Source organism: Lacrimispora sp. 210928-DFI.3.58, assembly GCF_020554865.1.
GTDB lineage: Bacteria > Bacillota > Clostridia > Lachnospirales > Lachnospiraceae > Enterocloster.
This window is the reverse complement of sequence record NZ_JAJCIC010000026.1, coordinates 56,012-70,289: the sequence shown is the minus strand read 5'-3', so window position 1 is coordinate 70,289 and position 14,278 is coordinate 56,012. Positions and strand designations below refer to the sequence as shown.

Annotated in this window: 13 protein-coding genes; 12 read left to right on the top strand and 1 reads right to left on the bottom strand. The window is 52.2% G+C overall.

Features of this window, described 5'->3' with window-relative positions; all coding sequences use genetic code 11:
* The first annotated feature begins 181 nt into the window (after positions 1-181).
* The 11 genes from LIZ87_RS15535 (at position 182) to LIZ87_RS15485 (ending at position 12,446) form a co-directional block, all read left to right on the top strand.
* On the top strand, positions 182-859 hold the full coding sequence (locus tag LIZ87_RS15535; protein ID WP_227148291.1) for an HAD family hydrolase: 678 nt from the start codon (positions 182-184) through the stop codon (positions 857-859).
* Between the two features lie 7 nt (positions 860-866).
* Positions 867-2,009 carry a metal ABC transporter substrate-binding protein gene (locus LIZ87_RS15530; RefSeq protein ID WP_227148295.1) on the top strand — a complete coding sequence of 381 codons (1,143 nt, stop codon included), beginning with the start codon at positions 867-869 and terminating at the stop codon, positions 2,007-2,009.
* A 50-nt stretch (positions 2,010-2,059) separates the two neighbouring features.
* On the top strand, positions 2,060-2,881 hold the full coding sequence (locus tag LIZ87_RS15525) for a metal ABC transporter ATP-binding protein (RefSeq protein WP_178313923.1): 822 nt from the start codon (positions 2,060-2,062) through the stop codon (positions 2,879-2,881).
* Positions 2,865-3,677 (top strand): metal ABC transporter permease, encoded by an 813-nt coding sequence (locus LIZ87_RS15520; protein ID WP_178313930.1) that lies wholly within the window; start codon positions 2,865-2,867, stop codon positions 3,675-3,677. Before LIZ87_RS15525 ends, LIZ87_RS15520 begins: the two co-directional genes overlap by 17 nt.
* Positions 3,678-3,767: 90 nt before the next feature.
* A complete protein-coding gene (locus tag LIZ87_RS15515; RefSeq protein WP_227148289.1) occupies positions 3,768-5,141 on the top strand; it encodes a TrkH family potassium uptake protein in 1,374 nt (457 codons plus the stop codon).
* Between the two features lie 199 nt (positions 5,142-5,340).
* The gene (locus LIZ87_RS15510) at positions 5,341-5,997 is read left to right on the top strand and encodes a potassium channel family protein (RefSeq protein ID WP_178316815.1); all 657 of its coding nucleotides are present in this window, start codon (positions 5,341-5,343) and stop codon (positions 5,995-5,997) included.
* 233 nt (positions 5,998-6,230) lie between these two features.
* Entirely contained in the window at positions 6,231-7,076 is an 846-nt protein-coding gene (locus LIZ87_RS15505; protein WP_227148287.1) for a hypothetical protein, read from the top strand.
* A 272-nt stretch (positions 7,077-7,348) separates the two neighbouring features.
* Positions 7,349-8,641 (top strand): CobW family GTP-binding protein, encoded by a 1,293-nt coding sequence (locus LIZ87_RS15500; protein ID WP_227148285.1) that lies wholly within the window; start codon positions 7,349-7,351, stop codon positions 8,639-8,641.
* Between the two features lie 17 nt (positions 8,642-8,658).
* Positions 8,659-9,615: a TIGR03943 family putative permease subunit gene (locus tag LIZ87_RS15495; RefSeq protein WP_178316818.1), complete on the top strand. Its 957-nt coding sequence runs from the start codon at positions 8,659-8,661 to the stop codon at positions 9,613-9,615.
* Between the two features lie 232 nt (positions 9,616-9,847).
* Positions 9,848-11,557, top strand: a complete 1,710-nt coding sequence (locus tag LIZ87_RS15490; RefSeq protein WP_227148283.1) for a DEAD/DEAH box helicase — start codon at positions 9,848-9,850, stop codon at positions 11,555-11,557.
* 94 nt (positions 11,558-11,651) lie between these two features.
* Entirely contained in the window at positions 11,652-12,446 is a 795-nt protein-coding gene (locus LIZ87_RS15485) for an alpha/beta fold hydrolase (protein WP_227148281.1), read from the top strand.
* On the opposite strand, the gene LIZ87_RS15480 is transcribed toward LIZ87_RS15485, so the two are convergent.
* Positions 12,400-13,494 carry a DUF362 domain-containing protein gene (locus LIZ87_RS15480; protein ID WP_227148279.1) on the bottom strand — a complete coding sequence of 365 codons (1,095 nt, stop codon included), beginning with the start codon at positions 13,492-13,494 and terminating at the stop codon, positions 12,400-12,402. The two genes, LIZ87_RS15485 and LIZ87_RS15480, sit on opposite strands and share 47 nt — an antisense overlap.
* A 232-nt stretch (positions 13,495-13,726) precedes the next feature.
* Here LIZ87_RS15480 and ybaK point away from each other — a divergent pair, with 232 nt between their 5' ends.
* Entirely contained in the window at positions 13,727-14,194 is a 468-nt protein-coding gene (gene ybaK / locus LIZ87_RS15475) for a Cys-tRNA(Pro) deacylase (RefSeq protein WP_178316954.1), read from the top strand.
* The last annotated feature ends 84 nt before the right edge of the window (positions 14,195-14,278 follow it).

The following is a 14,278-nucleotide window of genomic DNA, read 5'->3' as shown; positions in this document are numbered from 1 at the left end:
AGCTGACTAAGTGCTTCTAATGTCCTGCAAAGTCGCTCCAGCCGCCCTCCCGGCATCCAGAGCGCAAAATGAGGAAACTCAAGTGCTGGTAAATATAAGAAATCTGTGCTATGATGTAGTCTAAGTTCAGGACAGCTGACTGTTGCCAGAATGTATACAGACAGAAAGGAGCGTCTATCATATGTATAAATGCTGTATTTTTGATTTGGATGGAACGCTTGTAAATTCAATTTATGCGATACAGAAATCGGTAAATGATACGATCAGCCGCTGGGGTCTGGGCCCTGTGACAGTGGAACAGACAAAGATATTTGTAGGCGATGGATATAAGAAGCTTTTGGAAAGGGCGCTAAAGGCCTGTGGGGATGGGGAGCTTTCTCATTATGAGGAAGCGCTGAAGCTGTATCCCGGGATATTTAAGGGCTGCTGCCTGTACCGCGTGGAGGCCTATGACGGTATTATGGAGCTTCTGGATTTTCTAAAGAGCCATGGGATCAAGGCGGCTGTTCTGTCCAACAAGCCCCATCTCAGGGCGATTGACAATGTGGAAAGTGTGTTTGGAAAGGACTTCTTTGACCTGGCCTACGGCGAACGGGAGGATATGGGGATCAGAAAGAAGCCTGCCCCTGACGGTGTTTGGGCCATGCTTCGGGAGCTGGGAGCCGGGAGGGAGGAATGCCTGTATCTCGGAGATACGAATACGGACATGGAAACCGGGAGAAATGCCGGGGTGGATACGGTGGGAGTGACCTGGGGCTTTCGTGACCGGGAGGAGCTTGCTGCCTACCAGCCAAAGCTGATCGCAGGCCATCCGTCCCAGGTGATCCAATATGTGAAGGATGTGAATAAGATTGAATAGAGACAGGATGGAAGCGGGAAGAAGGAGTCCCTTGGTCTTTGCTCTGCTGTGTGTGCTGGCAGGTGCGCTGCTTTTAAACGGCTGCACGAAGAAGGAAAAAAACGGAAGGCAGCCAGAGGCATATACGGAGAAGAGCGATGACAGGATCTGTGTGGTGACGACCATTTTCCCATACTATGACTTTGTGCGCCAGGTGGGGGGAGACAGGGTGAAGCTTAAGCTGGTAGTCCCGGCTGGAATGGACAGCCACTCCTTTGAGCCCACGCCTGCGGATATGATTGCCATGCAGGAGGCGGACATCCTGATCTGCAACGGAGGCGGCATGGAGCAGTGGGTGGCCCAGGTGCTGGAGTCCCTTGACACCAGCTCCATGAAGGTGATCACCATGATGGAGCATGTGGATGTGGTGGCGGAGGAGCATGTGGAGGGCATGGAAGATGCAGACCATGACCATGCAGACCATGACCATGCAAGGCATGATCATGGGAACGGAGAGCATGGCCATGAGTCCGAGGACCACGACCACGAAGCTGAGTTCCATGGCCATGCAGACCATCTTCATACAGGCCAGCAGACCTTCGATGACAATGACGGCCATGCCATGGATATTGAATACGATGAACACATCTGGACCTCCCCTGTCAATGCCATCAAGATCGTGGGCGTTATCAGTGAGGCCCTGTCGGAGGAGTCTCCCAAGGACAGTGCGCGCTTTGAGGCAAATGCAGCCTCCTATATCAGCGAGCTTGAGCAGCTGGACAGGGAGTTTTGCCAGGTAGTGGAGGGAGGAGAGCGCCGTATGTTTATCGTAGCGGACAAGTTCCCCTTCCGGTACTTTGCGGATGAGTACGGGTTGACCTACAGGGCTGCATTTTCAGGGTGCAGTACGGATACAGAGCCCAGCGCTAAGACCATTGCCTATCTGATCGACAAGGTGAAGGAGACGGGGCTTCCGGCTGTGTATTATCTGGAGCTCTCCAGCCACAGGACGGCGGAGATCATCGAGGAGGAGACGGGGGCAGTGCCGCTGCTGCTGCATTCCTGCCACAATGTGACGAGAAGGCAGTTTGACGAGGGAGTTACCTATCTCCAGCTTATGAAAGGAAATGTAGAGAATCTGCGCCGCGGACTGAGCGCCGCAGTCCAATAGAGGCCGGATGTCCGCTTGATACGGACATGGAAAGGAATCATACAGAAAATATGAGATCATTAATAACATGCGAGCATGTGGATTTCGGATACGATAACCAGGATGCCGTGATCGATGTAAATATGGAGGTCGTCTCCGGGGATTACCTCTGTATTGTGGGGGAAAACGGTTCAGGAAAAAGTACCCTCATGAAGGGGCTTTTAGGGCTGCTTAAGCCTACTGCCGGAAAGCTTACAGTGGATGAGGGCTTAAAGAAAACAGGGATCGGCTATCTTCCCCAGCAGACAGCGGCCCAGAAGGATTTTCCCGCCACCGTGTTTGAGGTGGTGCTGAGCGGCTGCTTAAGCCGCAGGGGAATGCTGCCCTTTTACTCTGCAAAGGAGAAGGCCGTTGCCCGCGAAAACATGGAAAAGCTGGGCATCACACCCTTAAGCGGGCAGTGCTACAGGGAGCTTTCAGGGGGACAGCAGCAGAGAGTGCTCATAGCAAGGGCCTTATGCGCCACAACGGATCTTCTGATCCTGGACGAGCCTATTACCGGCTTAGATCCCATGGCGATCCAGGAATTTTATGCCATGATACGCAGGCTCAACAGGGAGGATGGAGTTGCCATCCTCATGGTATCCCATGATCTGCGCAATGCGGTGGAGGAGGCCAACAAGATCCTGCATCTGCAAAAGAGGGTCATGTTCTACGGACCGGCCCACGACTATATGAACAGCAAGGCGGCAGGCCATTTCTTCCATGAGAAGGAGCAGGGCATATGCAAGCCGACTGCCATATGCCATGGCGGAAAGCTGAAGGCGTGCATGCCCTTAAAGCAGCAGGAGAAAACAGGGAAGAGAGGTGAATATCATGAACATAATCAGTGAGATGCTGTCATATCCCTTCCTTGTAAGGGCATTGACAGGCGGAATGCTGGTATCACTCTGCGCCTCCCTTTTAGGAGTCAGCCTGGTGTTAAAGCGGTATTCCATGATCGGAGACGGGCTCTCCCATGTGTCCTTTGGGGCGCTTTCCATTGCCCTGGCCATGGGCTGGTCCCCTCTTAAGATATCGATCCCGGTGGTGGTTCTGGCAGCATTTTTCCTCCTTCGCATCACGGAGAACAGCAGGATCAAGAGTGATGCCGCCATTGCCATGATATCGGCCAGCGCCCTTGCCATAGGCATCATTGTCACCTCCATGACAACAGGTATGACAACGGATGTGAGCAGCTATATGTTCGGCAGCATATTGGCTATGAGCCGGGAGGATGTGTGTTTGAGCGTGGTGCTGTCCCTGGTGGTCCTTGCCATGTTCCTTCTGTGCTACAACAAGATATTTGCAGTGACCTTTGATGAGAATTTTGCGAAGGCAACTGGTGTTAATGTAGGAGTTTACAACGTGGTGATCGCAGTGCTGACAGCGGTTACCATTGTTCTGGGAATGCGGATGATGGGAGCCATGCTGATCTCCAGCCTGATCATTTTCCCTTGCCTGACTTCCATGAGGGCATTTAAGAGCTTTGGAGGAGTGGTGGTATCCTCAGGGCTTTTGTCCATTATCTGCTTTTTTATCGGTATGGTGGCCTCTTATCAGTTTTCTACTCCTGCGGGGGCCAGTGTGGTGCTGGTGAACCTGGCTGCTTTTCTCCTGTTTTTGGCATGGAGGGCTCTGGTACGCTGACTATCCTGGCTGCGGGGACAGCAGATCTGTATATGCCCGCGGCGGATGCATCACCATGCATGAAAGGGGAATAAAAAGGAGAGATAACCTATGAATAACGTTCTTTCAGAACAAAAGAAACGGTATGCCCGTCTGCGGAAAACCATTTCCCAGACACAGTTCATTGCCTATGGATTTTTCCTGATCATCATCACAGGCAGTCTTCTCCTCATGCTTCCTGCCTCCAGCCGGGACGGAGCGAGTGAGCCCTTCTTAAACTGCCTGTTTACGGCCACCAGCGCCACCTGCGTGACAGGCCTGGTGGTGGCGGATACCTGGACACAGTGGAGCCTTCTGGGCCAGGTGTTTCTCCTGGTCATGATACAGCTGGGAGGCCTGGGGTTTATCAGCATTGGTATTTTCCTGGCCATTGTCTTAAGAAGGAAGATCGGTTTAAAGGAGCGGGGGCTGATGCAGGAGAGCGTCAATACCCTTCAGATCGGCGGGATGGTGAAGCTGGCAAAGCGGATGATACTGGGAACCGCTCTGTTTGAGGGGGCGGGAGCCGTGCTTCTGGCCTTTCGTTTTATTCCGCAGTACGGCTTTGTAAAGGGGCTTTGGTACAGCATTTTCCATTCGGTATCCGCCTTTTGCAATGCAGGCTTTGACCTGATGGGACACAGGGAGCCCTACAATTCCCTTTGCGCTTATACGGGCGACTGGCTGGTGATCGGGACCATTTCCTTCCTTATCATCACAGGGGGCATTGGCTTTATTGTGTGGGATGATCTGTACAAAAAACGTTTCCATGTGCGCCATTATCTCCTGCATACAAAAATCGTGCTGGTGACAACTGCTGTCATGCTGTCTGTGGGGACCCTTCTGTTCTATCTCTTAGAGCATGATAACCTTCTGGTGGGAATGAGCGGGCCGGAGCAGTTCCTTGCCTGCCTCTTCTGCTCCGTAACGCCCAGGACAGCAGGCTTTAACAGCGTAGATACGGCTGCCCTGACTGACGGCAGCAAGTTCCTGACAGCTGTTCTCATGTTCATCGGGGGAAGCCCAGGCTCCACAGCCGGCGGCATTAAGACTACAACGCTGGCTGTCCTGCTCCTCTGCGTATGGTCCAGTATCCGCCAGACTCATGGAGTGGAAATATTCGGAAGACGCCTGGAGGAGGAGTCCATCCGTCAGTCTGCGGGAATTTTAACGATCAATCTGAGCCTTATGATCGGGGCAACGATCCTGATCATGGTATTTCAGAATCTGCCCATGTCGGATATTTTCTTTGAAACCTGCTCGGCTATGGGCACATCGGGCATGAGCACTGGGATCACCAGAGCCCTGGGCACAGGCTCCAGGCTGGTGCTGATACTGCTTATGTATTGCGGACGTATAGGAAGCCTTTCCTTTGCTCTGGCTTTTACCAGAAGCAGCCGCAAGCCCCAGGTGCAGCTTCCTGCGGAGCGCATTACGATTGGATAGCCAACTCACTAAGCTCGAAAAGACCTGCATATGACTAAGTTCGTGAGAGACCTTACTAAGTCATATGCATGCATCGCACATAAGCGGTTAAAAGACAACCGCTAAGTGCTCATAGCGATCGCTAAGTGAGTATGACATGTATCGCACGTAAGCGTCTTAAAAGACAGACGCTAAGTGCTCATAACGAGGAGGATATAAAATGAAATCAATACTTGTGATCGGTATCGGACGGTTTGGGCAGCATCTCTGCCAGAACCTTGCAAAGCATGACAACCAGATTATGGCAGTGGACATTTCTGAGGAGAAGCTGGAACCCATCCTTCCCTATGTGGTGAGCGCGAAGATCGGAGATTGTACCAATGAGGCTGTGCTGGAAAGCCTGGGAGTGGATAATTTTGATATTTGCTTTGTGTGTATTGGGGATAATTTCCAGAACAGCCTGGAGGTGACAAGCCTCATTAAGGAAATGGGCGCCAGATACGTTGTCAGCAAGGCCAACAGGAATATCCACGCAAGGCTGCTGTTGAAAAATGGGGCAGACGAGGTGGTATATCCTGACAGGGATGTGGCAGAAAAAGCGGCTGTGCGCTACAGCGCCAACAATGTGTTCGACTATACGGAGCTGGCGGACGGTATTTCCATCTATGAGATCAAGCCATTGGACCAGTGGCTGGGAAAGAGCATCAAGGATCTGAATATCCGCAGGGTGTACGGTATTTCCATCATAGCGGTCAAGACAACGTCAGGCCATATGAAGTTCATGCCGGGAGCCGATTATGTGGTGGAACCGGATATCCATCTGATGGTGATCGGAAAGCAGGAGGATGCGGAGAAGATCGTGAAACGGTTAAAATAATAGGTTTGACAGACAAAGAAAAATCAACTATAGTAATTCTATACAACTCCTCCGGGAAATTCTTTCCCGGAGAGGTCTGAAGATATCATTATCTATTTATTCTGTCGGCGGGTTCCGCCAAAGATTCATTTGCTGAAAACATAAGAGAATGCGGAGGTGATGCGGTTGATTGTATACTGGTAACATCTTGCAGAGAAGAAGGAAAAAAGAGTATAATATAAAGGAGAAGATATTTGAGGGATATTGTATATCAAAATAAAGATGTAGCGTCAAAGGTAACAGGGGAGGCGCTGGTAGGAAAGAGCCTGAGGCCCTTCGGCCTGCCCCATCTGCGCATTACAGGGCTTCTGCCGACAAATCTGCCGATGGTGGAAAGTAACGAGCTGAGATTGGATAACCTGTTTTTGTTAAGCGACGGCTCGGTGGCGCTGATGGATTATGAATCGAAGTTCAGCAAAGAAAACTTTGTAAAGTATGCCAATTACATAGCGCGGGTGATGAAGCGCTACGCCCTGAGCCGGCAGCTGGAAGAGCTGAGAGAACTGAAGATGATCGTCATATACACGGCAGATGTGGAGGCGGCGGAGTTGGTGTATGACCTGGGAAGTATGGTGATCCGGGTGGAGCCAGCCTATTTGATCCATCTGGATTCCGTGGAGATCTACGGGAGGATCAAAGCGAAGCTTGAGGTAGGGGCGGATCTTACGGAGGAAGAACTGGTGGAGCTGATGATCCTGCCTCTGACGCAAAAAGGAGCAGAAGAGAAGCGAAAACTGATCACAGCAGCCGTGGGCCTGGCCAAAGGCCTGAAGGAGCGCAGCCAGACCCTGCAGGTATTGTCGGGGATACTGACATTTACCGATAAGATTATAGATGAGAGATTTCGCGAGAAGATAAAGGAGGAAATGCGCATGACACAGATTGGGCAGATGATATTTGAGGATGGAGTGCAGGAGGGGATACAGCGATTAAATCGCCTTATCGAACTCCTGGCAAGCAGCAACCGGACAGAGGATATTGTGAGGGCTGCTTCTGATAATGATTATCAACAGAAGCTGTTTCGCGAGTTTGGGCTGTAATTACTATGAAAGTCCCGCCGCCGTAAGGCGGCACTTGATTCAGGTATACCAAGTGCGCCCGCCAGACTTTCATGGTGCGGTAGCGCGTTGGCCAGCCGGGCGCATGCAGGTTTATCATGAAAACAGCCGGGTATCCCGGAGCAAAATAGGGAAACTCCAGGCCCCGGCATCTTGACATTAGGCCATGGTTGTGCCACAATATTCAATTGACAGGTTTTATGACCGCGGTCCCATGGAGGACGCGGCAGATTTAGAAAGAGGGAAATAAAAACATGACAAAGATTGATATTATTTCCGGTTTTCTGGGAGCCGGAAAGACAACGTTCATCAAGAAGCTTCTGGAAGAGGCGATTTCCGGTGAGCAGGTAGTACTGATTGAAAATGAGTTCGGCGAGATCGGCATTGACGGAGGCTTTTTAAAGGATGCCGGGATTGAGATCCGGGAGATGAACTCCGGCTGTATCTGCTGCTCTCTGGTAGGAGATTTCGGAGCATCCCTTGCAGAGGTGCTGACAAAATACAAACCGGACCGCATCATCATCGAGCCCTCCGGCGTAGGCAAGCTTTCCGATGTCATGAAGGCTGTGATCGATGTGTCTGCTGATATGGATGTGGAGCTCAACAGCGCAGTTACCATTGTGGACGCTGCAAAGTGCAGGATGTATATGAAGAATTTCGGCGAATTTTTCAATAACCAGATTGAAAATGCAGGCACCATTGTGCTGAGCCGTACAGATATTACAGATGCCGCAAAGATCCAGAAGGATGTGGAGCTGATCAGGGAAAAGAACGGAAAGGCTGCTGTTGTGACAACTCCTCTGGCACAGCTTGATGGAAGCCAGCTTCTGGAGATCATCGAGAAGAAGGATACCATGCTGGACGACCTGCTGGCAGAGGTGAGGGAGAGCCGCCACCATGATCATGAGCATCATCACCATGACCACGACGAGGAGTGCTGCGGTCATGAGCATCATCATCACCATGACCACGATGAGGAATGCTGCGGTCATGAGCATCACCATCATCATGACCATGATGAGGAGTGCCATGATCATGAGCATCATCACCATGACCATGATGAGGAATGCCATGATCATGAGCATCATCACCATGACCACGATGAAGAGTGCTGCGGTCATGAGCACCACCACCATGACCACGATGAGGACTGCCATGATCACGAGCATCATCATCACGACCACGATGAGGACTGCCACGGCCATGAGCATCATCATCACCATGATGGCGATTGCTGCGGCCACGACCATCACCACCACCATGCAGACGAGGTATTCACCAGCTGGGGCATGGAGACGATTGTTCCTGTTACCTACGACCAGCTGGAGGATGTGTTAAAGCGCCTGGCCTACACAAAGGAATTCGGCGATGTGCTCCGCGCAAAGGGAATGCTTCCCACAGAGACCCCCGGAGAGTGGCTGTATTTTGACCTGGTGCCTGAACAGTATGAGATCAGAAAAGGCAAGCCGGACTACACCGGAAAGGTATGCGTTATCGGCGCCAGCTTGAAGGAAGAAGAATTGAACAGTGAATTTGGAAGAGGTTAAAAAGAGGGCGTACTACAATGGCATATGAAATTGATGATAATGTAATGCCCCTGTTCCTGATAAACGGCTTCCTGGAGGCGGGTAAGACCCAGTTTTTGGATTTTACCATGGAGCAGGATTATTTCAAGGCAGAGGGCAAGACTCTTCTGATCGTATGTGAGGAAGGGGATACGGAATATGACGAGAAGAAGCTGAAAAAGAGCAAGACAGCGGTCGTCTATGTAGATGAGCTTTCTAAGCTGACTCCCCAGTATTTAAATGAGCTGGAGGTGATATATCAGCCGGAGCGCGTCCTGATGGAGTGGAACGGCATGTGGAACCAGGACGAGCTCACCCTTCCAAAGGACTGGACCATCTATCAGCAGATCACCATTATTGACGGTTCCACCTTTGAGCTCTACTCCCAGAACATGAAGCCTCTGCTGGGGGCAATGCTGCGGGGTTCTGAGCTTGTGATCGTGAACCGCTGCGATGGGATACCCGATGAAAAGCTGACGGCCTACCGCCGCTCCATCCGTGCCATGAGCCGTGAAAGCGAGATCGTGATGGAGGACGCAGAGGGAGAGATCGAGCAGGCAACCCTGGAGGAGGACCTTCCCTATGATATCAATGCTGAGGTGATCGAGATCAAGCCGGAGCATTATGGCATCTGGTACATTGACTGCATGGACCAGCCGGAGCGGTATAAGGGCAGGGTGGTGGAGTTCACCGCTATGGTGTTAAAATCCCCCAAGTTCCCCAAGGATCAGTTTGTTCCAGGCCGCATGGCCATGACCTGCTGTGAGGCTGACATGACCTTTTTGGGCTTTCTATGCAAGTGGCAGGGTGCAGAGAGCTTCAAGACAAAGCAGTGGGTGAAGGTAAGGGCAAAGGTAGGGATCGAGTATCAGAAGGACTACCGCGGCGAAGGGCCTGTACTCTACGCGGAAGCAGTGGAGGGGGCAGAGGAGATCAAGGACGTTGTGCAGTTTTAGGCTGCCGTGTTTTCCATTTGCCTTGAGTTTCCGCATTGACAGCGGACGGAATATTTGTTATAGTTTATAACTGTACGAAACGAGAGGATGAAAGGCCCGGACGTGCCTGAAAGCCTCTCGTTTTCTGTGTTATCAGGAAATGACGGCATTCGAAAGGAAGACACATGCTGCGGGAGACTGCATTTGCACAGCAGCAGAGGCAGCACAGATAGAAAGGAAAGCAGATAAATTAATGGAAACGATCAAGTTTGAAGAGTTACAGTTGGATGAGCGGATCCTCAGGGCAGTCACGGAGATGGGCTTTGAGGAAGCCTCGCCCATCCAGGCCCAGGCCATACCGGCAGTGATGGAGGGCAGAGATATCATCGGCCAGGCACAGACGGGAACAGGCAAGACAGCTGCCTTTGGCATTCCCCTTCTCCAGAAGGTGGATCCGAAGTCAAAGAAGCTCCAGGCCATTATCCTTCTCCCGACCAGGGAGCTGGCGATCCAGGTGGCAGAGGAGATAAGGCGGTTTGCAAAGTTCATGCACGGCATCAAGGTGCTGCCCATTTACGGCGGACAGGACATCGTAAAGCAGATCCGCTCCCTAAAGGACGGCACACAGATCGTGGTCGGCACCCCAGGCCGTGTGATGGACCATATGAGGCGCAAGACCGTGAAAATGGACCATGTCCATACCGTTGTGCTGGATGAGGCGGACGAGATGCTGAACATGGGCTTTTTGGAGGACATGGAGACCATCTTAAGCCAGCTGCCCCAGGAGCGGCAGACACTGATGTTTTCCGCTACCATGCCCCAGGCCATTGCCGATATTGCAAAGAAATTCCAGAAGGATCCTGTGACGGTGCGTGTGGTGAAGAAGGAGCTGACAGTTCCAAAGGTCACACAGTATTATTACGAGGTAAAGCCGAAGAATAAGGTGGAGGTCATGAGCCGCCTGCTGGATATGTATTCGCCGAAGCTTTCCATCGTATTCTGCAACACGAAAAAGCAGGTGGATGAGCTGGTGCAGGCCCTTCAGGGAAGGGGATATTTCGCAGAGGGGCTTCACGGGGATTTAAAGCAGGTGCAGAGAGACCGGGTGATGGACAGCTTCCGCAATGGACGGACAGACATCCTGGTGGCCACGGATGTGGCTGCGAGAGGCATTGACGTGGGGGACGTGGAGGCCGTGTTCAATTACGACATCCCCCAGGATGATGAATATTATGTCCACAGGATCGGCCGTACAGGAAGGGCCGGACGGGAGGGAAAGGCCTTCAGCCTGGTAGTCGGCAGGGAGGTCTACAAGCTCCGCGATATCCAGCGCTACTGCAAGACAAAGATCATCCCCCAGGCGATCCCGTCCCTAAACGACATTACGGAGATCAAGGCGGAAAAGGTGCTGGAGCAGGTACAGGAGCTCTTAAATGACGCTGATCTGACAAAGATGGTCAATATCCTGGAAAAGAAGCTGATGGAGGAAGACTATACCTCCCTGGATCTTGCGGCGGCATTGCTCAAAATGTGCATGGGCGAGGAAAATGAGGATATCATTGACAGCTTTCTGCCTGCCCGTTCCTTAGATGACCTGGATTCCTTTGGCAGAAATGGCCGCAGCCGTGGCTATGACAGGGACAGAGGCAGCCGTGGCAGGAGCAGCCGGAAGGGAGCCACAGACAGGGCGGCGATCGACTATGTACTGGGCGGAGGAGGCTCCATGGCAAGGCTCTTTATCAACATCGGCAAGGCCCAGCGGGTAACGCCGGGAGATATCCTGGGAGCCGTGGCCGGGGAGACCGGCATACCGGGACGGCTGGTGGGAAGCATTGACATGTATGACGGCTACACCTTTGTGGATGTGCCCTGCCAGTATGCAGATGATGTGTTAAAGGCAATGTCCCATGCGAAGATCAAAGGGAAAAATGTGCATGTGGAGAAGGCCAATAGCAGGAGATAGCATCCGGGGCCTGGCCACGGTATAAATATGGACCGTACCCGCCGCTGCTGCGGCATAAGCACAGAGAGAAGAAAACGTTGGGAGGAAACAGAAGATGAGAGAGGGCTTTACAGACAGTCCCTGTTCTTTCCTGTATCACAAGGAGCTGGGGAAGGGAATGCCCCTTGTGATGCTCCATGGAAACGGGGAGGACCACCGCATTTTTGACCGTATGGCAGCGTACATGAGCTCCTATTACCAAGTGATCCTCATGGACAGCCGCGGCCATGGCGCATCTGAGCTGAAAGCAGGAAAGGAGCGGATGGCCCTTACCACAAGAGAGATGGCGGAAGATGTGATACGTGTTCTGGACGATCTGAATGTACCAAAGGCTGCCATACTGGGCTTCAGCGACGGGGCCAACATTGCCCTGGAGGCTGCCCTGGGCTATCCTGACCGGGTGCTGGCGGTGGCTGCTGTCAGCGGAAATGCCCTTCCCTGGGGAGTGAGCTGGCGGTTCTTTTGGGAGGTGCAGGCGAAGTATCTGGGACTGTGCTTATCAGAAATGCTTCCCATGTCAAGAGAGAAAAAGGCCAAAATAGTAAAAGAACGCCAGCTGAACGGCCTTATGGCGCTGTGGCCCAGACTGGGTAAAAAGGAGCTGAGAAAGATAAAGGCTCCGGTACTCCTTCTCACAGGCCGCTATGACATGATAAGGCCCCGCCATTCCTTGTGGATGGCGGGGCAGATACCGGGAGCAGAGATCGTGTTTGTAAAGGGAGCAGACCATTTTACGCTGTTAAAGCGGGAGCGGGCCTACGGGGCTTATATCCGGGGCTGGCTTGACAAGGCTGCGTCCCCATTTATTTCCAGTTCTCTGCCAGAAAGGCCGCCATATCCGCTGCCTTAGGCGGGCAGCCCTTAAGGCTTTTTGCAAAGCAGGAGGTGCACTGGCCTACGCCGATCTCTCCCTCCTGTCCCTTATAGCCCTGTCCGATGGCAACAGGAGGAAGACCTTTCCTCAGCTTCCCAGCCTCATTCAGCCTGTCTAAGGCATAGATCAGGGATCCGTAGCAGGCGCTGCAGGCATCCTTTGGGGCTGCATAGGAGGCAAGGCGCTTCACCCGCCCCGTCATGGTAAATTTGCTGTCAGCCTCTGTTGGGGAATTTAAGGCGATCACATTGGCATGGGCCGTATCCGTGCTTCCGATTCCCAGCTTTTCCGCCATGGTGATATAGGGAACATCCTTTAAGGAATAGCCCATACAGTCACAGACAAAGGCGTCACAGAGCACGGGATCCAGAAAGCCCAGGATACGGTTCATGACAACCGGGTTCCCTCCCTCCTCAAAATCCAGATCTCCGCAGATATTGTCCACCAGGATAAAATCATTGCGTGCAATGGTATTTAAATGCGCAATCGGCTTGTGGAGCCCCAGAGTATGAAAACGGCGTTTTTCCGAGTTCGGGATCACGCCCTTATTATTTTTCAGGGCGCAGGTGACCGTGGTCTGGCAGTGCCCCTTGAGTACCGGCATATTGATCATGAAGTCCACAGCCGCAGCCTGGTCGCAGAGCTTGATCCTCATGCCCTTTGCCTCATATTCCTTCCAGGAATCCTTCTGAAGGTCAATGAAAGGAACGTCATACATCCTGCATACCCGGTCATAGCCTGCTGCCCGGAAAGCCTCGCCTGTGCGGTCTCCCACCCAGGAGCCCTCCATAATGACAACATTCTGAAAACCATTGTCCCTCAGGTATTCCACTGTTCCTGCCAGGAGCTCACTGTGGGTCGTTGCACCCTGGGAAGGGTGTTTTGCCGTAACAAGATTGGGCTTTAGGGCCACCCGCTTTGACTGATCCCCGATCATCTCAGCCAGCCCGGCCGCCGCCAAAAGTTCCTTTGTCATCTTCTTATAATTTGTCCCATGTATCATGAGGATATCATTTTTCTTCATAGAGGCTGTCCTTTCTGTGTTCCATATGTGTATACAAAGCTTGCTTCCTCCATTATAACGTGAGAGCAGGGATTTGTGAACTGCTTTCTTTTCTTGCGCCTGTTACTCGTATTCCGGCTTGAGTTTCCGCCATTGACGGAAAAACAGAAAAAGAGTATGATAGGTCTAAATCCAAAGAAAGCTGACAATAATAGACGCCACAACCGGCGCCGGAGAATACAGGAGCAGAAAAATGGAAAAAACAAACGTAATGCGCCTTCTGGACGCTGCCAAAATACCCTACTGCCCAGGCTCCTACGAGGTAGACGAAAATGACCTTTCAGGAAGCCATGCAGCCGACCTTATGGGAGTGGATCACGATACCATGTACAAGACTCTGGTCCTCCATGGAGACAAAAAAGGCTATCTGGTGTGCTGCATCCCGGTGGATGAGGAGCTTGACCTGAAAAAGGCCGCCAAAGCAGCCGGGGAGAAAAAGGTGGAGATGATCCACGTAAAGGATATGCTGGGGATCACAGGCTACATCCGCGGCGGATGCTCCCCCATTGGAATGAAGAAGAAATTCCCCACCTTCATCGAGGAGACAGCCCAGCTCTACGATGCCATCACCGTCAGCGCGGGCCAGCGGGGAATGCAGGTGACATTGTCGCCGGAGGATCTGAAGGATTATGTGGAGGGGCAGTTTGTGCCGCTGATCTAAGAAGCCGTGCGGAGCGAAACAAAACAAAAACGTAAAAGAAACGAAGCTTTTCATCGGAACCATAGTTCCGCCGGAAGGCTTCTT

Coding starts and splice junctions, on each gene's coding strand:
- LIZ87_RS15530 (WP_227148295.1), top strand. CDS start 867: ATGGAAGCGGGAAGAAGGAGTCCCTTGGTCTTTGCTCTGCTGTGTGTG.
- ybaK (WP_178316954.1), top strand. CDS start 13,727: ATGGAAAAAACAAACGTAATGCGCCTTCTGGACGCTGCCAAAATACCC.
- LIZ87_RS15490 (WP_227148283.1), top strand. CDS start 9,848: ATGGAAACGATCAAGTTTGAAGAGTTACAGTTGGATGAGCGGATCCTC.
- LIZ87_RS15510 (WP_178316815.1), top strand. CDS start 5,341: ATGAAATCAATACTTGTGATCGGTATCGGACGGTTTGGGCAGCATCTC.
- LIZ87_RS15525 (WP_178313923.1), top strand. CDS start 2,060: ATGAGATCATTAATAACATGCGAGCATGTGGATTTCGGATACGATAAC.
- LIZ87_RS15495 (WP_178316818.1), top strand. CDS start 8,659: ATGGCATATGAAATTGATGATAATGTAATGCCCCTGTTCCTGATAAAC.
- LIZ87_RS15500 (WP_227148285.1), top strand. CDS start 7,349: ATGACAAAGATTGATATTATTTCCGGTTTTCTGGGAGCCGGAAAGACA.
- LIZ87_RS15535 (WP_227148291.1), top strand. CDS start 182: ATGTATAAATGCTGTATTTTTGATTTGGATGGAACGCTTGTAAATTCA.
- LIZ87_RS15520 (WP_178313930.1), top strand. CDS start 2,865: ATGAACATAATCAGTGAGATGCTGTCATATCCCTTCCTTGTAAGGGCA.
- LIZ87_RS15515 (WP_227148289.1), top strand. CDS start 3,768: ATGAATAACGTTCTTTCAGAACAAAAGAAACGGTATGCCCGTCTGCGG.
- LIZ87_RS15480 (WP_227148279.1), bottom strand. CDS start 13,494: ATGAAGAAAAATGATATCCTCATGATACATGGGACAAATTATAAGAAG.
- LIZ87_RS15485 (WP_227148281.1), top strand. CDS start 11,652: ATGAGAGAGGGCTTTACAGACAGTCCCTGTTCTTTCCTGTATCACAAG.